Source organism: Cohnella yongneupensis, assembly GCF_042655785.1.
GTDB classification, from domain to species: Bacteria; Bacillota; Bacilli; order Paenibacillales; family Paenibacillaceae; genus Cohnella; species Cohnella yongneupensis.
Map to the genome: position 1 here is coordinate 1 of NZ_JBHSNC010000054.1, position 26,335 is coordinate 26,335.

Genomic DNA, 26,335 nt, shown 5'->3' on the forward strand with positions numbered 1-26,335 from the left:
CTTCACTCTTTGAATAATATCGAAAACCTAAGAATAAGGGCGTAAAGAGGAGCAAAGTGTTTCTCCGTAGAGGGAGTTTAGGAAATTAAAAATAGTGGAAATTATTTTGCGGAATGCAATAATGCTTCGAGCATTTCCCTGACGCGGTCCAGCGGGACTGGGTTTGCACCTGATCGGACATGTCTAGTGCAGTGACGCTACTATGTATCCGATCGCCCTAAAATGTTTTATAATGCCATATTTAACTATGTGAAGCAAACATGATATCTTACCGTTAACACAGATGGGATACAACAACAAGGAGAATTAGGGTTCCTTGGGTTGCCTCCCATTTTTTTAATGTAATTTACCTAGCGACGATGAAAGGGTATGGATAAAGATCAGAAGAATTCACGATATAGTGCGAAGGGGGAACTTATGAGTTCGAATATGGCAGGGGTCTTCCTACTTATTAGTGCTTGGTGTATGACTTAATGAAAGCGAGGATAACCAAATGAAGAAGCCCCTCTTGGTGCTGATCACAGGCGCATTAATGCTCTTATTCTTAACCACATCCTGTACAATGAAGAAGAAGCCGCAAGAGAAAGCGGTTATTCATTTTCCCATTACAACTGAATATGAAGTGAAAGAGACGAATCTTCAATCCATTAAAGATAATCTGGATCCGCGAGAAAAGCTGCTGATGGATATCGTGGAACACTTTAACTCGATTCAGGATGAGGTTGAGGTAAAAACCGATTTTATTACGGTAACTTCCGGCGGTTGGCCGGGCTCAGAGTTAGACCTGGACAGTTACAAGAACAAAGAGGGAACTCCTTTTGATATTTATAGATTTAATAGTTACGCCGCTTTTGATTTTGATGATGTTCTAAACAAAAATCCAGGAATCCTCTTGGATATGTCTAGTATGTATAACAGCTCTGCACATGCAACAATTGCTCAAACGATCCTGCAAGGTGGCATGCATGACGATAAGTTGCTCATGATTCCCGCAACAATCAATTTCAATACGATGACGTACAACAAACAAATCTTCGATGAATTAAACATTCCTTATCCTGACTCAGATTGGACATGGGAACAATTCAGTGAAATTGCCAGTCATATTCGTGCATCAGGGAGCTACCGTGGTTCCTTTTTGCCGTTCGAACCTATTGATTTGATAAGGCTGATATTAAATATTTCAGGAAATGATATTTTTGCATCAGATGGATCAACAGCAATTGGTTATCTGGACAGCGAGGCGGCTATTAAAGCCATTCGGTGGTTTAGGTTCTATCTAGTGGCGAATCCGCAGAGTACTCGCTATGAGGATTGGACGGAGTCCGATTCAACGGCATTTGAAGAAGGAAAAATGGGTATAGCATCTCATTATTCGAGAAATGAATCTAATAAATTGAAGACAGGCACTGTTCCGATGCCGCGAGTAGCCGGCCAGCCTAATACGATCCCGGTTTACATGACTGGTATGGGCATATCTAGTCAAAGCCTTCAGCCACAAGCGGCTTGGAAATTTATAGAATACTTATTGTTATCCGTTAATAAGGACTCTCTTAATTATGCATACGGACTATTGCCTGCAAGTGAACCGCTTGCACAAGAGATGGGTAAGACTGAAGAGGACATGACGAATTTATATGGCTTCGTGGCAAATGGTGCATGTCGGGTAAAACCATATTGGCTCGAACGGGTTTGGAACAACCAGCTGAAAGCACAGTTAGATGAGATCATGAGCGCCGACGACAGTGAAGTCCCTGATCTGATGCATAAGCTTGCTGAAGCAGTAGATAAAGAGTTGAAACGCCAACAGTCGAGCCAGCAATAGCAGAATAAAACCGAGAAGCTTCCCGCGTATCAACCAGGGCAGCCACGCCTCTCGGTTTGCAGTTCCGCGATGTAATTACTATCAATCCAGCGCGCCGTACAGGACGGCCCGAACTAGTGAAGTCTCTATCTGCTAATCATCCGCTCTTCGCCACAATCTACGCCCGCTTCCGATACGACTTGCGGTAATCGTGCGGCGTAACCCCGTGCACCTTGCGGAACAAGCGCGCGAAGTACGAGAAGTTGCCGTAGTGAAGACCGTCGGCGATCTCGCTGATGCTCCGGTCGGTAGATGCGAGCAGGTCGGCGGCTTTGCGCATTTTTTCCTGCAAAATATAATCGGTCAGCACCATGCCCGTCTCTTTGCGGAACAGTCTCGACAAGTAGGCAGGATTCACGAAAGCGACGGAAGCGAGCTGCTCGCGGGTCAAGTCCTCGTTCAGATGCTCTCCGATGTAGCCCGTAACCTTCTGCACGACGGCGCTCGTCGTAACCGGCTTCGCGAACAACGCGCTCGCGGCGTCGGCGACGCAGCGTACCCACACTTTAAAATGCGAGATGGACCTCGTCGCCGTCTCGATGCTAGGGCAAGTCCGTCCCTCGTAGAGCAGATGAGCTTGAAGGCCCTTACGGTGCATGGCGTAATAGATAACTTGCAACAGCGCGTGGTAGGAAGCGGTTAACGTCTCTACCGTCGCCTGGCCATTGCCCAGCCGCACCATCAACGCCTCAAGCTCTTCATCGAGCTCCGCCGACTGACCTTGCTCTATTAATTCGGCAAGCTCCAACATCGAATCGGTCATCGGCATCGTAACCGGTAGGACATCGTCTTCCGATGCGCGGCACGCCACCACGACGTTGGACTGGCTCACGTTGCGATACTCGGCATCGAGCAGCGCGAGATAGCTGGCCAGAACGTCCGTAATCGCGGTCGGCTCGCCGACGTAGCAAGATAACTGGCAGAAGAAATACTGCCGGCACGCGTCAAGGTACTCCCTGCAACGAGCCAAGATTAGCGCTTGCTCGGTGTCCGTCTCTCCTCTATACATGACGACTAGCGTATTGCCGCGGTGGTCTTGAATGACTTCGCCTGGAACGCTGCTTGCGAGCAACACCTCGCTCGCCGCTTTGCGAAGGGCGAATTCCATGACCAGTTCGTCTCTCTCGTTCAGCGGCTTCTCCCATTTTTCCACGCTGATCAGAATGAGGCTTATGCGCGACACTTCCGACATCCGAATGTCGTAGGTAGCGAGCGCCTGCTCGATCGCTTTCGCGTTCGGGGGAATCCGGCATTCGAGGACGTCTTGCCAGAACCGCTCGACGAGCAGCGGCTTGCGGCTATTCCATAGCTCCACGAATTTGCCGTATTGCTCGTCGGTTTCGCTCACTCTCCGCTTCTCGTTCACTTTCTCGATCGCGGTCGACAGCACTTGCTCGAGCTCCGTGTACACGACCGGTTTCAGCAAATAATCGAAGCCGCCCAGATGCATCGCCCGCTGCGCGTAGGTGAACTCGGAATGGCAAGTCAGCACGATCATTTCCGGATCCATGTCCCGTTCCTTGATCCAGGCCATCAGATCGAGCCCGCTCGTCTCCGGCATCTCGATGTCGCAAATGATGATATCGATGTCCTGTTCGCCCAACACCTGTTGCGCCATCGGCGCATGGTACGCCTCGTACACCTCGTCGATGCCGACCACGTCCCAGCGGACGCCGGAACGAAGCCCTTTGACCGCGTATATTTCGTCGTCCACGATAAGCACCCGAATCATGAGAAGCCCTCCTTTAGCTCGCTTTGCTCCGCGGCAGCTGTAACGTAATGTGCGTTCCTTGCGGATCGGCGTCTTCGAACGTCATGCGCACCGTAGACTTAAAATACAGCCGGCATCGACGAACGACGTTCCATAACCCCAAGCTTCCGTTGCCCGGCTCCAGCTCATGGACTTTCAGCGCGAGAGCGTCCTTCTGTTCCGGATCGATTCCTTTGCCGTTATCGGACACCTCGATGAGCAATTCGCCCTCCGGATCGTTCGGCGCGGGCGCGATCTTTACCTTAATGCTGAACGGCGTGCCCGTACGGATCGAGAAGCCGTGTACCATCGCATTCTCCACGATCGGCTGGATAATGAGCGGCGGAACCTCGGTTAGTTCGACTAAAGGATCGACTTCGAACTCGAAAGCGAGCGTCTCCGGGAACCGGTATTTTTGAATCGACAAGTAATGGTAGATGTGCTCGACTTCTTCCTTGATCGTAATCGTGGACACCTGCGTGCGAGTCGTGTACCGGAAGTACCGGACGAGATGCAGCGACATGTTCTGGATCACTTCATAGTCTTTGATCTGCGCGAGCTGATAGACGATGTTAAGCGAGTTCATGAAAAAATGCGGGTGAATCTGAGCCTGCAAATGCTTCAGCTCCGCGCGCTGCGTCCGGATTTGCTCCTCGTAAATATCGATTTTCAAATGCTCGATCTGCTGCGCCATTCCGTTGAACGTTTCCTTGAGCGAGATGAACTCGACCAGCTTGTTGTCGGCCATCCGCACGCTGAGGTCGCCGGAACGGATTTTGCGCATCCCTTTGATGAGCTGATGAATCGGCTTTACGATCGAATTTTGCAGGAACAGCAAGTACAGGACGAGCATAATCGCCGCCAGCATCGGAATGAGATACGTCAAGTTACGGAAGAAAGGCAATCCCTCCAACAAAGTCCGCTCGGGCAAAAGGAGCAATAGATCCATATCCGCCATGCGCGAGCGCTTCGCTACGAGAAGATAAGGTTTATCTAGCTTTACGATGTTGTAAGCCGAATTTCCGTTGTCGAGGTACTGCGTAAAATCTACCTTTTCAAGCGCATTGCCGATCGAGTCGCCTACGCCGGATATCGGATTTCCGTCTCCGGACATGAGCAACGCTTCCCCTTTGCCGCCGTCATTGCCGAATTGCCCGAGCTTTCGCATCGGCTCCATGAGCCGGTTCAGATCGACCCATGCGCCGATATAAGAATCGTAATTCGTATCGACGATGCGCAGCAGCGCGTATTCGCCGTTGAGCTCTACCAGGCTCCACTTGGAGTTGCGGGCTTGAGCGGGGTCCTTCAGCATTTGCATCAGCTTATCCTGAATCAACTGCTTGCGATCGTACGACACGGATTGCTGCGGGGCAACGAATAGCTCCTCGTACTTCGAGCTATAAGCGAACAGCATATCGGCCGCGTCGTAGTAATTCGTATTGAGATCGAGCTCGTTCACCGTTTGCGTAGTGGACAAGTAATATTCCCAGCTATTCTTATCGTATTGGCTGAGCGAGATGAGGCTTTGGTCTTGCTCCGCCGTTTTGTACAAAAAATTCTCGATTTCGCCGAGCACCTGGTCCATGTCGTTCATATAGATCGTCAGCATGTTCCGGTTGGACTGCGCCACCTGCGAGTGCACGACCCGGGTCGCGTACAGGTTGTTCCAGAGCAGCACGATGACGAGGGGGACGGTCAACAGACCGAACCCGAGTATGAGTCTGGATCGCATGCTTGCTTGCCTCATCCGGTTCGCCTCCCTGTTATCGTACGATTAGGAACGGTTTGCTTGTTCCGCGAGCCATGCGTTCAGTTGCCGTTGTTTCTCCGCGATGACTTTGTCCGCTCCGGCCGCCTTCATTTTATCCAAGTACATCGGAACGATTTTCTCCGGATCCTGCGCCCCGGTGTTCAAGGCCGGCATGAATTGCTTCTCTACTAAGATCGAAGCCGCGATCTCCGTCTTCACCTTCTCCGGGTTGAACACGAAGCCGAGCGCCTTCGACTTGTCTGCCTGTTCGTTAAAAGCGCGGTATTGGTCCCATAGCTTCGGATTCTCGTTCGACCATAAGTAGGAATTAAGCTGATTGCCGAACATCCAAGGTTGGTTGAGATTGTAGCCGACCGTCTTCGCGTCGATGCCTTCTGGATAGTCGATGACGTTGTCGCCCGTCTTCCGGTAATGCACGCCTTCGATGCCCCAATCTAGCAGGTTGAGCAAATACGGGTCGGTGTATAGGAGATTAAGTAGCATCATCGCCTTCTCCGGATGCTTGGCGTTGCGGGTTATCGCGAACATCGCGCTCGTCGTATCGGCGGTCGTCGTATAAGGCTTCATAAGCTCCACGCTGACCATGGGGTACCCTGTGTCCCGCGAAGCCTGTATTTCGAAGCCCGGCTTGAGCGAATCGGCATAGGCGAACGCCTTGCCCGCCTTCACCGCGTCGTATTCGTTATCTTTCGTCGTTGTAGCGTCCGCGTTCAAATAGCCCGCTCGGTTCCACTCGTACAGCGTCTTGGCGTATTGCATGAATTCCGGCGTTTCCGCCATGTTCACGATCTGGGTCGACCCGCCGTTCCGATATAGGACGCCCGGCCCTTCGCCGAGCATATCGAACAAACCGTACTGCATCATGAACGTAAGCGGGCTTCTGTCTGCTCTAGCCTGCAGCGGCGTAATGCCCGGCTCCTGCTCCTTGATCTTCTGGAAAATAGGGCCGAAATCGCTCAGCGTCTTCACCTGCGACAGATCGATGTTCAGGCTGTCCACGAGATCTTTACGGACGACGAGCCCTTTGCTCGAAGCGAACTCCTTGTTCGTCACGATGCCGTAAATGTTGCCGTCCACCTTGCTCGCTTGCAGGATCGAAGGGTCGAGGATCTTGCGGATCCCTTTGCCGTATTGCTCCAGCAATTGATCCAGCGGCAAATAACGGCCTTTGGCCACTTCGTCGCCGAACCGCATCCATCCGGCGGTGAACATGATGTCGATCTGCTCGCCAGACGCGAACATAAGCCCCGTCTTATCCCACCAGGAGCTTAAATCTATCGTCTTGATATCTACCGTCGCGTTAATTTTCGTTAATAGGTAGCGATTGATTTCCTGCTCTACGAGGCCGAGGTCTCTCGGCACGTTGCCCGCCGGGAACACCATCACCAGCTGATCGGCATTGGCCGGTTGATCGGCTATCGGCATTGTTGGAGGCTGCGTTGCCGCTTCGGTCGTCTCGCTCGGTTGCTGCGCAGGCGTATTCGATTTAAACCAACCTGCGGATACGGAAATCCACGCCATTGCGGCGATAACGATGATAGCGAGAGTTATTGTAACCGCTTTCCAGTTTGACTTGATGAGCATGCGGATGCACCCTCCTGCGGGAAGTTCGATTCCTAATCATACAACGATTCTAGCAATCAGACTACTCCGATTGTAACCTCGAATGATAACATTGTGACATTACGCAAAGAAAACCCCGTCAGTCGATCTGACGGGGTTGGGTAAGCTATAGCCTGTTTAATCGCCGTTCCGGAATCGTCGTCAATTCTAGCTAAGAACAAGCTGAAAACTGATCTTCACGTTGTTCTCAGTATTCAATACTAACAAGTGGGGATTTCTCATGCCGAAATCGCCGAAGGTGACGACGGTTTGGCCGCTTAATTTAAGTTGGCCGTTCTCGTATTTCGTTTTGCAATCGAACTGGACGTTTTTCGTTATCCCTTTAACCGTTAACGCCCCATTCATTTTAAAAGTCAATGCTTCGCCTGCCGCCCGGTCGTCCGGCCATTGTTCGATCGAGCTCAACTCGAAAGTCGCATTCGGATAAGCCGAGACATTCAAGTAGGAGGAACCCCTAATATCGTTATCGCGTGACCCGTTGCCGGAATCGAGCGATGTCACGTCGATTGTCGCATGCGCCTTCATCCGACTCGGCTCTTGCAAATGAAAGTCCCATGACCCTTCGATTTTGCTTAAAGAAAAGGCAACCGCTTCTATAGAGGTTTTAACGCTAAAATAGACTTGTGACCCTTCAGCGATGTTCCATTGTTTGTCCAAGAGCGATGCATCCCACCCGGAGCCTCCGGCCGGGGACGCCGCGGCGGTATCGACGGCATCCTCTTGAATGACTTCTATGATTCGGATGTGATTGCCCGCGTAATAGTCGTACATCCAATAGCCGACTGCGGCAACGATCAATATTCCGAAGGATGAAAACAACAACCATAAGTTCCGTTTTCTCCATTTGATATTCATCGGTCAGTCCCCCCTCTATCGCAACTACAATTGCAATCATTTGTATTTTATACCTGATTTTGAGCATGAACAATGTGCGTAAATAAGATAGATGTAGTCAATAACACGTAAAAAGCCCGTCAGTCGAACTGACGGGCCCCGCTTGCTTATTCCGTTACCATCCGCTGTTGCCCTCGCCTTTGACGATCGTATACTGACCGCCCGAATTGTTAACTCCTCCCGACGCCGCGCCCGATATGGTGACACCTTCAAAGTTGCCAGTACCGCTCACATGGTCGAAGTTAAGGCCGTAAGCACCCGCACCGTTAATGACGACATTGTGGAACGCGACGCCCGTGATCGTTTTATCCAAACTAAGCTTAACCGCGTCGTAGGTGCTATCGAGAATCTGCATGTCCGAGACGATGATCGGCTCCGTGATCGGATGATTATCCGCGTAAATCCATAGTGCGCCGAAGGTCGTATTCCAATTACGCTCCAGCCCTCCCGTGCGGATCAACGTATTGCGCCGCACCTCGGTCGTTCCGCTGATCGGCAGCGTGCCTCCGAAGTCTCGGGTGCTAATCGTTATGCCTGCCGAGGCTGTAACCGTGTCGGCTGCGATGTTGTCCAGTACTTTGTTGTTTGTCCCGCCGTAAAGAGCAAACCCATTCGCCAGCACCGGGATTTGCGCCGTGTTGTAGCGGAACGTATTGTTCTCGTCCGCCATCCCGGCCGACCACATCGCGAAAGCATCGTCACCTGTATTTCGCACGTTGAAGTGGGAGATCGTCGTATTTTTTACACCGGCATGGAAGTTGACGCCGTCCGCCCATGTATCGTGTATGCGTCCGCCCACCATGTACAAGCCGTCGGTACCCGCGTTAAGCCAAATGCCGACCTTCATATGCTCTACCCATACGTTCTGGATGAGCGAGCCCGGTCCGAAGTTGCCCACGAAGGCGGGATCGTCGCCGCTATCGTAGCGGTAGACCGAATCGCCCGCGACTGTAAGATCCGTAACTCGCACGTTACTGTCCCTACCGAAAAAGCCCCCTTTGCCGTTCGTGCCCTGAAGCGTCGTCCGCCACATGCCCGCTCCGCGCACATGAACGTTGCCGACGATCAGGTGATCACTTAGCAGGAAAGTGCCCTCGGGAATCCAGACGCCGGCTTTGCCTTTTAATACAGCGCCCGAGATAGCGTCCTGGATAGCCCCTGTATCGTCCCCGTCGTCATTGGCCACTGCGCCGAAATCGGTGACGCTCACGAAATTGTCCGGCATCGCATACGCATCGTCTACCTGCTCCAGGTCGATGAGGTCGATCGTATAATTAGCCGCGTCGTCTCCGGCGTCTTTTTGCAGCTTCACGGTCGCTCCCGCGGGAATGTCGGAGACGAGGAACCGGCTCTCGTCGTAGAAGTGATGCCCCTCTCCGGTAGACGGATCATCGTTATACGGATACGTTCCGTATGTCCATGCATAGCGGGACGTTAGAGGGAGCTCCTGCGCCTTCGTCCCGTTTACGTACAAGCTCAGCGTCTTCTGGTCGCCCCCGCCTTCGGCTGCGTCCGGCATGCTGTAGCGAATGACGATCGAGTTAGCTGTCTGCGGCGCCGTCCATTCCACGTAGTGCCCGGTATTCGTCAGCTTGACCGCTTGGCGGCCGGACGATTCCGATTGCACAGTCAAATATTCGCGGCTCGGGGCAAGTACCTCGGCATTCGTCTTACCGTCCTCGGCTTCGAGTTCTTGGTAGGAAACCGTTGCGCCGCGGTCTGCCAGCGGCAGCCCTCCGACGATCGAGAGACTATCCAGATTCACGCCTCCGCTGTTGCCGCTATCGTACTGATAGCTGATCGTGTTCAACCCTTTGCGCAGCGTTAGCGATTCGGCCTTCTTCTTCCACTTCTCCGTGCCCCCCGTATCTGGGAGCGTAGCAGGGATAGCGAATACGCCGTTCACGTACACATTAAGCGTCTTATCGCTCCCCGTATCGTTCGCATAGTTCAACATGACATCAACGTTCCCGGTTGATGGCATATTGACGGTAAAAACGACTCTATCGCCTTCCGCTGCAAAATTGTTCAAATACGAAGATGCGCTCGCCACCCCGCCGGAATAAAATTGATCCTCGGCTTCGTAGACGGTACCCCCGTCGGGCGGCGCCGAGGCCGGTGAAGTTGGCTTGCCGATGAGCACTATCGCAACGATGATCGCGAGTAATGCCCCCCCGCCTATGGCGGCGTATTTGCGCGCGCTTCTTTTATTTCGGAGTATTTGCCAAATCATCAGCGATTGCCTCCCCAAGAATGTAGCAGTCCATTCACGCTAGTCCCATTCGGGGATTACCAATTGTTGCCCGAACCGGTTACCGTAAAGCTCGGCGAATCATTTTTGAAAGCTCCGGAAGGCGCAACATTGACCGTATTGTTGTTGAACGCGGCCGCGCCGTTGGCGGAGCCTCTAATATAGACGCCATAAGTTCCTGAATTGTTAATCGTATTCGAAGTGAAGTTCATGACTGCGCTGGAGCTAGGTTCTTCAATGAATACGCCTGAATACGTGCTGCTATCAACGATATTACTGCTCACGTTTACGGTGAGCCCCTGTGCCAAGCCATTATTGTTCACCCAATATCCCCAGATCGCTCCAATTTGGTAGCCATAGTCGTGATGGTAGGAGCCCGCTCGTACAAGCTTGTTATTCGTGATGGTCAGCGTGCCCGTAAATGCGGTAGGTCCATGGTTAGTTCCAAACTGAATACCAGAACCGTTATCGACAACGTCAAGGATGAGGTTATTGCTCACCGTATTGTTTTTGCCGCCGTATATTCCGATACCGTTGGCAAGGTTCGGGATTTGCACCGTATTATATCGGAACGTACTGCCTTCAACCGTTCCCGTACCGCCATTCAACGATTTGGACCACATGGCCATGCCGTCGTCGCCATTGTTACGGAAGTTGCTTTGCTCGACAATGGTATTCAGCGCGCCGCCGTTGATGTTGATTCCGTCCGCCCATGTATCCCTTACTCTCAACTTGGATACGAGCGCGTTGGCCGTTCCCTCGTTCAACCATAGACCTACTTTCGTGTGCTCGATCCATAGGTTCATGATAGTCGAATTGAGCGCATTTCCTTCAATGCCGGCAATACCCGATGCATTGGAGCGATAGGTTTCCTCGGCCTTGATCGTAAAGTCGGAAAGTGTAACGTTACCACCTTGCAAGAATATTCCGGCATACGCGCCATGAAGGGTAGAGCGCCACATTCCCGCGCCTTTGACAGAAACTCCGCTTGGCAGTCTGATTTTCGTTGTGCCTCTCGTTCCTGTTATAAAGTCGAAGGTTCCTTCAGGGATCCATACCCCCTTGATCGTAGTACCATTCACAGCAGCAATTGCCGAAGTCATGGCTGTTGTGTCGTCTACTCCATCATTTGCGACAGCTCCGTAATTCGCAATCGATACATAATCTGATGGCTTGGCAATGGCCGCAGGCACTGCTTCTGTTTCTATTAAGTCGATCAGTACATACGTTGACCCGGAAGGATTGTAATCGTTCGCATCCCATTGCAGCTTTATTTTCGTACCGGCTGCAACCTGCTGACCCAGAAGCACGCGAGTTTCATCAAAGTATCTGTGATGATTGCTGCCCGGCGTATTAGACCACTGCATTTCAGCGCCGTCTGAGCCATATTGCCCGTATTGGTGCTCATACCTGTTGGTCAATGAAATATCGGTATTATGGACATTGTCCACATACACGCTTACATTTTGATAGATATCCGACCCGGTTGCGCTATCCGGCATAGAGTATCTCACGACGATACCTTGTGCAGGGTTATTAAGCGTCAATTCAACGGATTGTCCTTGCGCTAATCGTACGGCCTTTCTTCCTGATGCTTCCGATTCGGCAGTCGTCCAGGTTGTACTTGGACCTGTGATCGATCCGCCTACGATCGTTAAGCTCTCCGCTTCGTAGCTGTCATAAGGTACTGTAGCGCCATAATTTTGGACTGCTCCGATCGTAAGACTCTCGCTGTAGGAGTTGTTCGTCTCATTTAATTCACTGATAATCGCCGTCTCGTCGACAACGGCGTTCACCGTGTGAATTCCGTTTACGGCTGTCCATGATCCGGAGTTTTGAGTAAGCGTAACGGAAGCGCCTGCCGCGATGGAAGTGGTGTAATTGATGACTGAGCTTACCTTAGTGCCGTTTACATAGAACGAAACGTTACATGCCGTTCCCGCTGCGGTAGCCGCAGTTCCCTGATTCTTAACGACTGCGCTGAAAGTTACGGCGTTACCTGCTGCAGGAGCGGCCGGTAACCATGCAATATCCGTCACGACCAGGTCAGGCTTGCTAGGCACGTTTACAATAATGCTTTCATCGAGCGTGTTATTGTTCTCGTTCGATTCCGTTACTCTGTTGATATCGTCAACAAATGCCCTTACGGTTTGCGTACCGGCTGCGGCAGTCCACGTAGCTTTGGCGTTTGGTCCGCCAGTTGCCGTAACCGTAACGGAGCTACCCGCTGCTATGGACGAGGTGTAATTGTCGCTCCAGTTGACCGTTGTACCGTTAATGGAGAAAAGCACGCCATGGACCGTACCTGCAGGACTCGCAGCGGTTCCCTGGTTCTTGATAACAGCGCTGAAAGTGACTTCATTGCCTGTCAGAGGAGCCGCGGGCGACCACGAAACATCCGTTACGATTAAGTCGGGCGTGCCGGCCCCGGCTCCGGGCGTTATCGTTTTGTCAAACGTGTTGTTTGACTCATTGGATTCCGCAATCCTGTTCACGTCATCCACATAAGCTCTCACCGTATGCGTACCGGATGCGGCAGTCCATGAAGCTTTGGAGCTTGGACCTCCGGTTGCCGTTACTGTTACGGATGAGCCTGCAGCTATGGAAGAGGTATAGTTGTCGCTCCAGCTCACGGACGTGCCGTCAATGGAAAATAAAACGCCTTTGATCGCACCGGCGGATACAGCTGCCGTTCCCTGGTTCTTTACGACCGCGCTGAATGTGACTTCATTTCCCGTCTGAGGGGACGCGGGCGACCACGTAACATCGGTTACGACTAAATCGGGAGTTCCCGAGCTGGCGGCAACGGTTATGCTCTGATCGAGCGTATTGTTGCTTTCATTGGATTCGGCAATCCGGTTCACGTCATCCACATACGCCCTAACGGTATGGGTACCGGATGCAGCAGTCCATGTAGCTTTGGAGTTCGGCCCTCCGGTAGCGGTTACCGTTACGGATGCACCCGCCGCTATGGCCGACGTATAATTATCGCTCCAACTTACGGAAGTGCCGTCAATGGAAAATAATACGCCTTTGACCGCACCAGCCGAGATTGGATCTGCACCCTGATTTTTTATCGTTGCGCTAAAAGTCACTTCATTGCCGGTAACAGGACTTGCGGGCGACCAAGAGATGTTCGTTACGATTAAATCAGGCCCCCCTGCCGCTTGTGCCGGATTCGGAGAGATTGCCAATTGCGAAATTAGGAGCGCAAAAATCATCAGAACTATAAAAACCTTATTTTTACCTGGATTTCTAAGCGCATGTAACATAAAATACCTCCATTTAAATTTATTTTCTCTTACCCTTCGGTTCCTCTTCGATGTAATAAGGAAGAGTAAATCGATTGAGTCACCTCCTATACCAAGTAAAAATGTTAGTCGTTCCGTAAATGCGAGCGCTTCCAATGGTTTAAGAGAAAACGCACATCTGATGCGGAATCGTCAAGTGCGGGGCATACTTCTCTGCTCGTCTCCTGGATCCGATCGAATGTGCGATTAAAGGCGTTCTTTAAATTCTGCCGCGGCCATCCGCTTACCGAATAGCTGCTCGGCAAGCGGACGCCTGGCACAAATGGCGTTAAACAATCACATAACGAGGCTAGTTCATGAGGCCCGTTGTTTGTAGAAGTCTCTTCAGCACGACAGCCGCTTCCGCGCGCGTCGTCGCCGCGTCAGGCGCGAACGTGTTCGCCGCGCGTCCTTGCATGATGCCGCTGCCCGCGACTTGCGCGACGGAGGCTTGCGCCCACTCGCCGATCTGCGCATAGTCTTGGCTGAACAACGTCTGTAAGTTTGCTGCACTTGGTGCGGCGGTGTCTTTGTCTACGAGCTTCTTTGCCCTGGACAGCATGACTGCCATCTCCGCTCTCGTAATGTTCCGATCCGGACGGAAGGTGCCGTCCGACAAGCCCGTTACGATGCCGAACCGAGCGGCCGTCGCGACCGAAGCCGCATACCAGGCGTCCGATTTGACGTCGGAGAACGTTGCCTTGCCGCCAAGCGACGTATCCAGCCCGAGCGCTCTGACAAGCATCGACGCGAATTCCGCTCGGCTAATGCTGCGATCAGGGGCATACTTATCCGGCGAATCTCCGTTCACCAGCTGCTTGTTCGCCATGAGCGCGATATCGCTTTGCGCCCAGTGCCCTGCGATATCCGCGAACGTGCGGTTCGTCTCGGCGACCGCGTACAAGCTGTTCGTCGTGCTGTTCACCGTAACGACCGTTTTGCCGTCCTTCGCTGCGAACAAGGCTGGAACCGTTCTAAACTGGCCAGTCTTCGGATCGTATACGACGACGGAAGCATGGTTTGCGACTAAGGCGCCATCCACCGCAAAAGTACGAGTAACGAACTGACCGCCGAAGGAATGAATCGTCGTCGATTGTCCGCCGATGGAGACGGTTAGCTCGAACGAGATCGGCGTTCCTTCGATAGAGAAGCCCGCGGCTTTCGCTTTATCGCGCAGCTCCTTCGTTACGTCGTCCGCAACCGGGGACAACGCAACGGTCAATGTACCTTCTCCCGCTAAACCGAGCGATTCGTTCGCCGCTGCCAGTACTTCAAGAATGTTCGCCGGCAACGAGTAGCTCAAATCTCCGGATTGCAGGACGATCGTAGCGCCAGGCACTTTGCCTCCCGCTTCGCGTAGCGCCGTGAACGAGAACGTCGCTTGGCTAACTCCCCCTTCGGCAGTTAGTTGAATGACGACATCCTTATCGCCTGCGGTCGACAACGCTCCGCGCAGCTGCGCATCGTCGTTAACGTTCGTAATTACTGGAACGCCGCTACCCTGAGAATTGCCGCGTCCCGCCTCGCTATCGATGTCGCTAACGAAATCCGCATCGTTCGATACCGGCTGCGGATCGACCGTCCGAAGCTCGAACGCCGAACCGACCGCATTGAATACGGGACCTACCTTCGTATGGCGTACGATGACGTTGTCCAGATCCACGGACCCCTTCACACTGGCGTTTACGTGAATGCCCCAGGTGCCGGTGCCGTCGATTACGTAATTTTGAACGAGAACTTTATGGCTCGTATTCGCGATCGCGTATGGACCGTTAATGTACAACCCTTGATACGTGCTGTCTAGCGCAGTGTTGTTCCGGATGACGATATCCGCGTCGATCGGCTTATCGCCCGTGAATACCCAGATCGCGCCGAAGTCCTGTCCCCAGTTCGGTTCTCTGCCTCCCGTGCGGATAAGCGTATTCCGCTCCACCGTCGTCGTGCCCGCGAACGCGACCGGATCGAATCGAGTCGACACCGCGATGCCCGCGCCGAAACCTACCGTATCGGACAATACGTTATCCTGTACTTTGTTGTCCCGTCCTCCGAAAATAGCAACGTTGTCCGCGAGCCAAGGCAGTTGAACGGTGTTGAAACGTACCGTGTTGCCCTTCGTGCCGCTATCCGCGTCCGTTACGCCGTTCATCTTCTGCGACCAAAGGGCGATACTGTCGTCCCCGGAGTTGCGGATGTGCGTCTGCTCGATCATCGAATTAGCCGTGCCGGTCGAGAAGTTGATGCCGTCCGCATACGTATCCCGGATGCGAACGCCGCCGACATAGAGGCCGTTCGTGCTTATGCCTGCGTCGCTGCGCATCGACCAAATGCCCGCCTTGGCGTGCTCGATCCATACGTTTTGGATGACGGAATCCATGCCGAACGTTCCGTCGAAGCCCGCTTCGCGCAGCTCGTCATGCCGAGCCGTAACGCCTACGTCGAGCAACAGATCGTACACCTTAATCTGGCTGCCGTCCGCGAGGAATCCCGCGCCGTTCAACGTCGTATGCCACATACCCGCGCCTCTAATCGTCACGTGATCCACATGAAGCGGAGCGGTCAGTTCGAATCGTCCCGCCGGTACCCATAGACCAGCGCCGGAAGCTTTGGCCGCCGCGATTGCCGCGACGAAGGCGGTCGTGTCATCACCCGCATCGTTCGCTACCGCGCCGTAATCCGTTACGGACAAGTAACCGCTAGGCTTGCCGTAGGCAGCGTCTGCTTGCTCAAGCTCTACGAAATCGACGACATAATAGGAAGCCGTGTCGTCGCTATCCTTCTGCAAGCGAATCGTCGCTCCGGCAGGCACGTCGCCGATCAGGAGGTGCGTCTCGTCGTAGAACCGGTGCGCATCTCCGTCCGCAGGGTCGTTTGACCAAGGATATTTGCCGTATACCCAGCTATACTTGCTCGTCAAATTCACTTTGCCGCGTTTAACGCCGTCGACGTACAAGCTCAGCGTCGCGTCCGTGCCTCCGCCAGATGCCGCGTCCGGAATGATATAGCGCAGATTCAGGGCATTCGAAGCTTTCGTCGTCGTGAACGATACGTATTGTCCCGTCGCGTCCAGCGTTACTGCCTTCCGACCGGAAGCTTCGGAAGCGAACGTCTTGAATTCGCGGTCCGGCCCGATCACGGTGCCGTTCGTAGCGCTTTGCTCCGCCTCGTAAGTCGTAAATGGAAGCGTCGCGCCGCGGTAATCTTTGTTAATCGATCCGCGTACCGTAATCGCATCGATATCGAGTCCGCTGCCTACATTACCCGTATCCGCCTGCAAGGCGATCGTGTTCATTCCGCTACGCAGCGGCAAGCTGATCGTAGCGTCCGCCCACGCCGTTCCGGTACCGGAGAACGTCGCAGCGCTCGGCTGCTTCAAGCCGTTAACGTAGATGCTAAGATTGCGAGCATCGCTCCCCGCAGTCCGATAGCGAACGACCACGTCGTAGCTGCTTGCTTGCTCCGCGTTAACCGCGAACTTTGCACCCGCTCCGACGGCGCCAAAGCCTGACGCAACACCTTGGCTAGTCAGCGAGGAGGCGCCGCCGTACACGAACGCTTTCTCGCCTTCGTAACGCGCATCGCACAGCACTTTCTCCAATTGCATCCGCGTTCCCGTCGCGCTCTCCAACAACCCGCCGCTCTCGGCGTTGCTAAGTGTTACGTAACCGGCATCCGACGTAACGCTCCATTGCGAGTCAAGCGCGCTACCGTCTTCGCTGATCGCGGCAGCGTCACCCGCGAGCGTCAAATAATGTCCCGTCGCGCGGTTCGCGAACCGTTTATGCCCGTTATAGTCTTGCGGTAGCCATTGGGCGCTTAGATCCCCCGCAGTTGCCGACTCAAAAGCAGCAACTCCGCCTTCGTGCTCAACCAATACGTTAGCCGTATCACCGTCGTGAATCCGAACGTAGTTCAGCTCTTCTTGAACCGGAGTCACTGCATTAGCCGGTCCGTCTACAGGCGGAACGACTTCCGCGTCCGCCGATGCCGCCTCGAACACCCATTGCACGCCGCGGCTCTCGATGGAACGGAGCTCGTATTGCGCGTAGCCTTGGCCGTCCTCGGTATGCACGTAGGCATCCTCGTAACCGTCCGCTTCGCTGCGGATAAGGTAGACGCCCTCGGCAGGTCCGTCCTCGATCGTCCACTGCGTACGCGTGTCGTCCGAGGTCGGCGAAGCCGTCGTCTCCAAGTAGCTCCGCAAATGCTCGATCGACATGACGTTGCCTGTCGCGCGATTTTCGAGCTGTTGAACGCCGTCTACGTTGCGAATGATCCATTGCGAAGCCGCGTCGTTTACGGCAGGCGTACCGTACAAGACGACGTTATTGCCGTTCTCGTACAAATATTTTCCGGTCGCACGGTTCGAAATCCGAATATAGCCCGAAGGCAACACCGGAGCAACTTCTGGCGCCGCTTCCACGATCCACTGGGCGCTGCCCCAATCCGCCGGAATACCGCTCGCTTGGGCGAAGCCCTTCTGATCTTCCGCGTGCAGCAGCCAATCCGACTTCCAGACGTTACGGAACACTTTCTTATCCGATCCCGCTACGTTCTCGACCTTCCATTGCACGCTTGCCCACGTCGGATCGATGTCCAAGCTTTCAACCGGATCTGCGAAGCTCGCGACATGCTCGACGGTCATCCGATGACCGGTCGCCCGGTTGACGATAAGCGTGCCCTGCGTTCCCGGCACGAGCGACCAATGAGAAGTCACGTCCTCCGGCGCCGGATTCCCGTACACCACTTTGCCCACGGATGGGCCCGACGTCGGTTCGTACAAGTAAGTGCCTAGGTAGCTGTTTTTCAAACGCACATACGTCGGAGCCGCGGCTTGCGCCGTTACGAACTCCCATTTCGGGCTTCCCCATTCCCGAGGAACGACACCGTATTGCGCGTGCTTCAGCTTGTTCTCAACGTTAATGTAGTTGCCTGCATCGTCGCCGGCGCTGCGAATTTCCTTGTAGCCTTGGAAATCCTCGATGACCCAGTCGCCCGTAGCCGATCCGTCCGCCAAAGCCGATGCTTTGAGCGCATCGCGCGCACCGCCTACGCCGTCCAAGTTGATGTAATGGCCGGTTGCGCGATTTTTGATACGCTTGACGGAACCGACCGTCTCGATCAGCCACTCCCCGCTCTGATCGCCCGCTGCTACATTACCGTATTTCACGACGCCATCCGACTCGTACAAATACAGCTGAAGCCAATTGTTCTTGATTTTGATGTATGGGTTGACCGGTTCCACCGGACCTGTCACCGGCGCGGCCGGAGCCGCCAGCTTCCACTGCGCGCTGCCCCACGTCTTCTGCGCCCAATTGTTACCCTGCGCGAATCCGTCTTGGTGTTGCACATTCAGGTAGCTGTCGTTATGTCCTGGGCTTGCGCTTTGCAGCGTGACAAAGCCGTCCACCGGATTACCGTCGCCATCCTTGGCCGATTCTACTTTCCACGTCGCATCCGCGCCCGGCGTAGCGACGGTTACTAGCGGCGAAGCGCCTACGTAATCGTTGCTAGATACGTATCTTCCGGTTGCTAGATTCCGCAGTCTAGTACCCGCGGCGGAATCCTCGACGATCCAGTGCGAGGCTTTGTCCTGCCAGTCCGACTGGCCGTAGCTCACCTGAGCGTTATTTTCGTACAAATAATTGCCTTTCCAGCTGTCCATAATCCGTTGCGGATTCGAATCCGCGGCCGTCTCCAGCTTCCATACCGCGCTGCCCCATGGCTTTTGCGCCCAGTCGTTGCTTTGCGCGAAGCCGTCTTGGATTTGCGCGTTCACGATCCAGTTCGGATGGTCGACGTTAATAATGTTGATCCCGTCGGCTCCGTCCGGCGCGGCCGCGATATCCCACAGATCGGATGTCCAGCCTGCCTCGATCGCGGAGCTGTCCAGAGGCTTCGTGATCTCCGCCGCCGTAATGCTTTGAGCATTGATATAGTGACCGGTAGCCCGGTTGCGGAACGTCTTGTGACCGTCCTTATCCTCGACGAACCATTGTGAAGACGTATCGTTCAGCGCCGGCGTACCGTACTTCACTTTTCCGCCGTCCTCGTACAAATACGTGCCTTTCCATGGGAGCACGATGCGCACCGGTTCGACCGTCTCGGCCGCTTCCAGCTTCCACGTTGCGCTGCCCCACGGCTTTTGCGCCCAATCGTTGCTTTGGACGAAGCCGTCCAGCAGCTGCACGTTCAGGATCCAGTTCGGATGATCGGCGCGAATGAAATTGATCTCGCCCGGCTTGCCGTCCACGTCCGCGATGTCCCACTGATCGGACGTCCAGCCGCTCTCGATATCGGAGCTCTCGAGCGGCTTCGTGATTTCCGCCGCCGTCACGTTCTGCCCGTTCAAGTAATGGCCGGTCGCGCGGTTTTTCAGCCGCTTATGACCGTCGCCCGTCGTCTCGATCGCCCATTGTGCCGACGCGTCGTTGATCGCGGTAAAGCCGTAACGCACTTTGCCGTCAGCGCCTTCGTACAAATAGAAGCCTTTCCACGTGTTTTGAATCCGGTAATACGCGTCTCCGGATGCAGGCACGCTATCCGCGCTAGCATATAACGGGGGAATCAGAAGCAACATCGTCAAGCATAATGCAAGTAATCTTTGCAGGACTTTCATTGACTCGACCTCCTTCAAAGTTTTGCATTGCCAAAAGCCTACTTTCAGCCGTGCACGACGACTCTGCGTTCGCCCCATCCCGGCTCGTATCCACCATGTACGACGTTTGATCGCACCTCGACTTCACCCGAACCCAAGCGCGTTGCGGTGAGCTTCTCCTCGTACCACGCGCCTTCGCCATGTGCGAAAGTAACGCCGTCGTCCTCGTACACAGTACCTTCCGCCGATCCGTCGGCAGACAAGTATACATGCAGCTCCAGCGCTTCCACCGGCTGCTCCGTATTCATCCGAGCCGTCGCGAGCGGCAACACCGTACCCGCGCGAACGAAGATAGGTAACGTATCCAGCGGAGCATCTACAATCACATGCGCGCCACCCGCAACCTTCTCGTCCGTCCAATAGTTAACCCAATCGCCCGCAGGCAAGTACACAAGTCTCTTCAACACGTTCGGCCGTACGACAGGTGCGACGAGCACCTGAGAACCGAGCATGTACTGATCGCTGACTCCATAACACGAAGCGTCTTCCGGGAATTCCATGAACAGCGGGCGCATGACGGGCACGCCCGTCCGGCTCGCTTCCGCGAACAGCGTGTACAAGTACAGCAGCCAACGGTAGCGAAGCTGAATGTACTTGCGCGCCACGTCCTCGACTTCACTGCCGAACACCCAGGGCTCCTGACGGATCGCTTTCATCTCGCTATGGTTGCGGAAGTACGGCATAAGCGCACCGACCTGCGTCCAACGCGCGAGCAGTTCGCCGTTCGAATCGTGCGCGAAGCCGCCCACGTCCGCGCCACACAGCGGCACGCCGGACAAGCCGAGATTCAGGCACATCGGCACGCTCATCTCGAGATGCTCCCAGAAGCTGCGGTTGTCGCCCGTCCAGACGGCCGCGTATCGCTGAATACCGGAGAAGCCGGCCCGCGTGAGCACGAACGGACGGCGTCCAGCCATCTGCCGCGCCATTCCTTCGTACGTCGCCTTCGACATGAAGAACCCGTACTGGTTGTGAAGCTCGCGGTGCGTCGCCGGTTGGCTGTCGTTCTTGTGCAGCACGTCGAGATCCATCGTCTTCGAATCGTTGAACACCGAAGGCTCGTTCATATCGTTCCAGATGCCCTCGATGCCTTTGTCCGCATAGAACGCATGCAAGTCGCCCCACCACTCGCGAACCGGGCCGTCAGTGAAGTCGGGGAACGCGCTTTTCTCCGGCCACACTTGACCATAGAACAAGCTGCCGTCCGCGAAGCCGCAAAAGCGGCTTCCCGCCGCTCCTTCTCGGAACACAGGATACTCCGGGTCGGCTTTCACGCCCGGATCGACGATCGGGATGATTCGGATTCCCGACTCTCGTAGCTCTTTAATCAAACCTGCCGGATCGGGGAACCGGCTCTTATCGAACGTGAACACGCGATAGCCGTTCATGTAGTGAATGTCCAGGTATACCGCGTCGAGCGGAATGCCTTTCTCCTTGAACGCGCGCACCAGCTCGCGCACTTCGCCGTCCGTCTCGTAGCTGTAGCGCGATTGATGATAGCCGAGCGCCCACTTCGGCGGAATCGGCGCGCGTCCCGTCAGCGCCGTATACTGGCTAACCACGTCCTTCGCAGACGGCCCCGCGAAAACGAAAGTATCCAATTGCCCGCCGTCCGCGTGCATCCGGTACTCGGAATCCCCGCTCAAATCGAACGACGTCTTGAACGTGTTGAACAGGAAAGTGCCGAACGCGCGGCCACCCCGCAGCGTTAGGAAGAAAGGAATCGAGACGTACAGCTCGCTCGTCTCCGGGTTATGCGGCGCGTACACGTCGGTGTTCCACATCGACAGCTTCTCGCCGCGCTTATCGAGGAAACCCGCCTTCTCGCCGAAGCCGTAGAAGCGGTCTTCCGGCAGCATCGTCCGATACGCGGCGACTTCGCCCTTCGAGCCGAACATCATGCCGCGCTCGCCTTCTCCAGCAAGCCATTCGCCGGTCACCGCATCATAGTAAGAGACGCGCAATGGCGCCTTCCTAACCACTACCCGCAAAGCAGCCGTCGTCAATTCCACCGCGTCATCCCGCTCTGCCACTTCAACCGCTACCGCCTCCGGCTTCCCGACAAGCACATGCTTGTCGCGGCTAAGCTCCGGCGCGCCGCCGCCAACGCCCATGGCGACTCGCACGACGCGATTGCCATAGAACAGAACCGATACGACGCCGCCCGTACAAGTAAAACGAAACTCGCCGCCCGCCAGCCGCGCAAAAGCCTTCACCGACCCGATGTCGGTGAAGCCTTCCGCGGCAATGCCCTTCGTATATTGATCCGGGTGTATTGCCAAGCTGTTATCCAAGTTCATTGCCTCCGTCTTTTCGCCTTTTATGTGCTGTCCGTAACCTTCCGTAGCTTGCTGTATCTTTCCGATGCTTGCCGTGTTTTCGTCGTTTACCCTTTGGTAGCTCCATCCGCCAAACCGGAGATGAGGAACCGTTGCAGAATGAGGAACACCGTCGCGATCGGAATCGCGATCATCATCGTGCCCGCCGCGAATAACGTGAAGTTATTCGCGAACTTGTCGTTAATGAGGTTGTACAGCCCGAGCGCCAGCGTGAAATTTTCCGGATCGCGGAAAATAATCCGAGGCGTCAAGAAGTCGAAGAACGGCGCCATGAACGTGAACAAGGCGACGACCGCGATGATCGGCCGGGCGAGCGGCAGCAGAATGCGGAAGAAAATCGTCATGTAACCGGCGCCGTCCATTTTCGCCGACTCGTCCAGGTCGCGCGGAATCGTGTCTAAGTACCCTTTGACCAGGAACACGTTCATCGGCAGCCCGCCGAACACGTAGAGCAGAATAAGTCCCGTGAACGTATCCAGCAAGTTGACGAGATTGAGAAGCAAGTAGATCGCCACCATCCCCATGAGCACCGGGAACATCTGAAGCAACAGGAACAGGTAGATCGTATTTTTGCGGCCGACGAACCGGAACCGCGAGAAAATGTAAGCGAGAATCGAGACGAGCGCGACCGAGAATACGCAGATGGCCGTTGCGACGATCAGCGTGTTTTTGTACCAAAGCACGTAATCGCTGTTCGGATCGGTGAACAGGGTCTTGTAATGCTCGAGGGACCAGTTGTCAGGAAACATTTTCAGGCTGAACATGCTCGTGCCCGGATTGAGCGAGATGCTGAACGCCCAGAGCAGCGGGTACAGGATAATGACGAACATGAACAGGATGACGATATAGATGCCCGATACTTCGAGAGCGGACTTCAACGAGTGCTTCATATCAGTACATGCCCTCCTCTCGGAACGAACGGGTTTTGCGGAATTGATAGAGTGCGAAGGCAGCGACGACGATGCCCATGATGATGGAGATCGCGGCGGCCATCTTGTAGTTGTTTTCCTTGAACGTCAGGCTGTACACCCACGAGATGAGAATGTCCGTGGCGCCTGAATTCTGTCCCGGCACCGGCGGACCGCCCTTGTTGAACAGATAGATTAGATTGAAGTTGTTGAAGTTACCCGAATATTGCATGATCAGCAGCGGTGCGGTCGCGTACATGACGTGCGGCAGCGTAATATAGCGGAATTTCGCCCACCGGCTGCCTCCGTCCACGTCTGCCGCCTCGTACCAGTCCTTCGAAGTGCTCTGCAGCACGCCGGTGAACAGCGTGTATACGTAAGGAAACCCGAGCCACACCTGGATGCCGATAATGGCGACTCGCGCCCAGAACGGGTCCGACAACCACGGAATCAAGACACCGAAGTGGGAAAAAATATCGCGGTTGATCGTCCCGAAGTTATCGTTGAACATCGCCGCGAACACGAGAATCGTCATGAACGACGGAACCGCCCACGGCAGGATGAACACGGTGCGGATCAGCTTCTTGCCCTTGACGCGCTTGTCGTTGACCATGACGGCGAGAAACAGGGCGACCACGATCTGCAGCGTCGTGGCGACGAGCGTCCAGACGATCGTCCAGCCGAGCACGGAGAGCAAGCTTTTCGTCCACACCGCCTCGGTGAACAGTTCTTTGAAGTTCGCGAAACCGACCCAGTCGAGCAAGTGCGCGGGCGGCGAATTGTACAGGTTGTAGTTCGTAAACGCCATCGAGATCATGAATAACAGCGGGAAAATGACGACAAGCGCCATCATGATGAAGCTAGGCACGACGACGAAATAAGGGAAGCCGTGCTCGTAGCTGTCATGGAACGCTTGCTTCATGGAAGGCTTGCGAAAGCCCTCTTGCCGTTTTTTCGCGTCTTTGTAGGCGTCCAGCAGGTTAAGCGTATATAGACCGAGAAGGATGATCGTCGTAATCAGGGAGAGAATACCCGCCACTAGCATCGTGCGGGAGTCGTCTTCGTCCGGCGTGTCGCCGAGCGTTAGGAGACCCGCGATGCCATGCGCCAGAGGAACGGTCAGGGAGAAGATGATGCTCAGGCCGAAGATCAACAGGATCGCGCCTTTGATCCAGCGGCGGTTGTACAGTTGTCCCAAGCCCGGGACGATCGATAGCAGTAAAGCCGTCTTCGGGTTGAATCGGTTATTAGCGGCGGCTGCCGGTTGTAAGGTCGCGTTGCTCGTCTGCATGTGTGTTTCACCTTCCGTCGCTGTGCAGGTAAGGAAAAAGGGACTGCCAAGAGCCCCTTTTTCGCTTCAACCCGCTGTAGCGGTATCGTTATTTGGCGCCAGCCATCTTCATCTTGTCGTTAACTGCCGTTACCGCGTCGTCCAAGGACTTCTGAACGTCTTTGCCTTCCGTGATGAACTTCAGCGCGTTCGCCATAGGATCCCATACGTGGTCGAGCTCAGGTACGGTAGGGAACGGGAAGCCGTATTGGATTTGTCCGGAGAAGCCAGCTACGATCGGGTCACCCGTCAAAATCGGGTTGTTCAGGACGTTTTTGACCGGCGGCACTTCGCCCGTCTTCTGGAAGTACTCGAGCGAGTTCTCTTCGTTCGTGAGGAACGCCGCGAAGTCGGACGCCCACTCGGGGCTCTTGGAGAACTTGGACAGCATCCAGCCTTTGACGCCGATGAAGGACGTCGGGTGCGAGCCGTCTTCGAGCGTCGGGATCGGAGCTACCGCAAGGTCGTCGCCGAGCGCTTTCTTGTAGTCCGTAACCGCCCACGGGCCGTTGATGACCGCGCCGACTTTGCCTTGCGTGAACAGGCCGCCGACGATATCGCCGTTGATTCCTTTCGGCAGGTAGCCTTTGTTGAACCAGCTCTGAATGAGAGTTGCGCCTTTAACGGTGCCTTCTTTGTTGAGGCCGATATCGTTGATGTCGTATTTGCCGCCGTTGTCTTTGAAAATGTAGCCGCCGCTGCCGCCGAGGAAGCCCCATGCGAAGTAGAAGTTGGCCGCTTCGAACAGGAAGCCGTACTGTTGCTTCTTCGCGTCCGTCTGTTCCGCCATGATTTTCTCGAGGTCGGCGATCGTCGCCGGAGCCGTAGGCACGAGCTTCTTGTTGTAGAATAGCGCGTACGTTTCGATTACGGCCGGGATGCCGTACAGGACGCCGTCTTGGCTAAGCGCTTGGAGCGCTTCTGGCGTGTAGGCCTCTTTAACCGTGTCCGTCGTCTTTATTTCCTGCACAATGCCTTTGACCACGAGGGCGCCGATACCCGGTTGGTAGAACAAATCCGGGCCTTTGCCGGCAGGACCGTCGAGCGCGAGCACGTCAGGCTGGTCGTTCATCGCGACCGGCTTGATGTTGATCTTGATGCCGGTTTGCTCGGTGTACTTCTTCGCCGCGGCTTCGATGATCGCAAGCTTGTCTGCGTTGTCGTCCGGCCAGATCGTCAGCTCGGCTGGTTTCGCTGGTCCTTCAGGGGTAGCGGATGCGGATTCGCTAGGCGTTTCGGATGCCGCTTGGGAGCTTGCCGGAGTCGTTGCCGACGGGCTGTTTGCCGCGTCTTTGTCGTTGTTGTTGCTACCGCATGCTGCGAGCGTCGATGCTAGGATCAGCAGGCTGCTGATTGTAGCCATAGTCTTCTTTCTCATGTACATGGATGATAGAACTCCCTTCTCTATTAACCCGTTAGTATTGTCGCCCCTCGGCTCTTTGCCGTGGTTCTTGAGTCTAATTGTAGGGCCGGGAGCGGCATGCCCTCCACCAACCTCGTGACCTGAAAGGCTAAGATTGTGACTTTGTGAGTTGGCGGGCGCGTGCGGTTGGGTGAGAGTGCTTCGGGGGAGTTAGGGCAAGGTGGGGGGAAAATGGGCGGGCGAAGGTGGGTGGGCGTTCGGTGGAATGGTGGTGCGGGGGGAGTGAGTATTGGAGTG

12 protein-coding genes are annotated in these 26,335 nt (G+C 54.8%); 1 reads left to right on the top strand and 11 read right to left on the bottom strand.

Annotated elements, in window-relative coordinates; genetic code table 11:
* Positions 1–493 precede the first annotated feature (493 nt).
* Positions 494–1,825, top strand: coding sequence for an ABC transporter substrate-binding protein (locus ACFPQ4_RS18440; RefSeq protein WP_378113364.1), 1,332 nt, complete (start codon positions 494–496; stop codon positions 1,823–1,825).
* A 157-nt stretch (positions 1,826–1,982) separates the two neighbouring features.
* On the opposite strand, the gene ACFPQ4_RS18445 is transcribed toward ACFPQ4_RS18440, so the two are convergent.
* From ACFPQ4_RS18445 to ACFPQ4_RS18495, 11 genes are all read right to left on the bottom strand, one after another.
* Entirely contained in the window at positions 1,983–3,596 is a 1,614-nt protein-coding gene (locus ACFPQ4_RS18445; RefSeq protein WP_378113365.1) for a response regulator transcription factor, read from the bottom strand.
* 13 nt (positions 3,597–3,609) lie between these two features.
* Positions 3,610–5,361 carry a sensor histidine kinase gene (locus ACFPQ4_RS18450; RefSeq protein WP_378113366.1) on the bottom strand — a complete coding sequence of 584 codons (1,752 nt, stop codon included), beginning with the start codon at positions 5,359–5,361 and terminating at the stop codon, positions 3,610–3,612.
* A gap of 27 nt (positions 5,362–5,388) precedes the next feature.
* Entirely contained in the window at positions 5,389–6,969 is a 1,581-nt protein-coding gene (locus ACFPQ4_RS18455; RefSeq protein ID WP_378113367.1) for an ABC transporter substrate-binding protein, read from the bottom strand.
* A 186-nt stretch (positions 6,970–7,155) separates the two neighbouring features.
* The gene (locus tag ACFPQ4_RS18460) at positions 7,156–7,863 is read right to left on the bottom strand and encodes a YceI family protein (RefSeq protein ID WP_378113368.1); all 708 of its coding nucleotides are present in this window, start codon (positions 7,861–7,863) and stop codon (positions 7,156–7,158) included.
* Between the two features lie 154 nt (positions 7,864–8,017).
* Positions 8,018–10,135 carry a glycosyl hydrolase family 28-related protein gene (locus tag ACFPQ4_RS18465; RefSeq protein ID WP_378113369.1) on the bottom strand — a complete coding sequence of 706 codons (2,118 nt, stop codon included), beginning with the start codon at positions 10,133–10,135 and terminating at the stop codon, positions 8,018–8,020.
* A 56-nt stretch (positions 10,136–10,191) separates the two neighbouring features.
* On the bottom strand, positions 10,192–13,374 hold the full coding sequence (locus ACFPQ4_RS18470; RefSeq protein WP_378113370.1) for a CARDB domain-containing protein: 3,183 nt from the start codon (positions 13,372–13,374) through the stop codon (positions 10,192–10,194).
* Between the two features lie 379 nt (positions 13,375–13,753).
* Complete coding sequence (locus tag ACFPQ4_RS18475; RefSeq protein ID WP_378113371.1) at positions 13,754–20,059, bottom strand: S-layer homology domain-containing protein; 6,306 nt, start codon at positions 20,057–20,059, stop codon at positions 13,754–13,756.
* 44 nt (positions 20,060–20,103) lie between these two features.
* Positions 20,104–22,398, bottom strand: a complete 2,295-nt coding sequence (locus ACFPQ4_RS18480) for a glycoside hydrolase family 31 protein (RefSeq protein WP_417288282.1) — start codon at positions 22,396–22,398, stop codon at positions 20,104–20,106.
* An 86-nt stretch (positions 22,399–22,484) separates the two neighbouring features.
* Positions 22,485–23,327, bottom strand: a complete 843-nt coding sequence (locus ACFPQ4_RS18485) for a sugar ABC transporter permease (protein WP_378113373.1) — start codon at positions 23,325–23,327, stop codon at positions 22,485–22,487.
* A 1-nt stretch (position 23,328) separates the two neighbouring features.
* A complete protein-coding gene (locus ACFPQ4_RS18490) occupies positions 23,329–24,636 on the bottom strand; it encodes a carbohydrate ABC transporter permease (RefSeq protein WP_378113374.1) in 1,308 nt (435 codons plus the stop codon).
* Positions 24,637–24,724: 88 nt separating this feature from the next.
* Entirely contained in the window at positions 24,725–26,038 is a 1,314-nt protein-coding gene (locus tag ACFPQ4_RS18495) for an extracellular solute-binding protein (RefSeq protein ID WP_378113375.1), read from the bottom strand.
* Positions 26,039–26,335 lie beyond the last annotated feature (297 nt).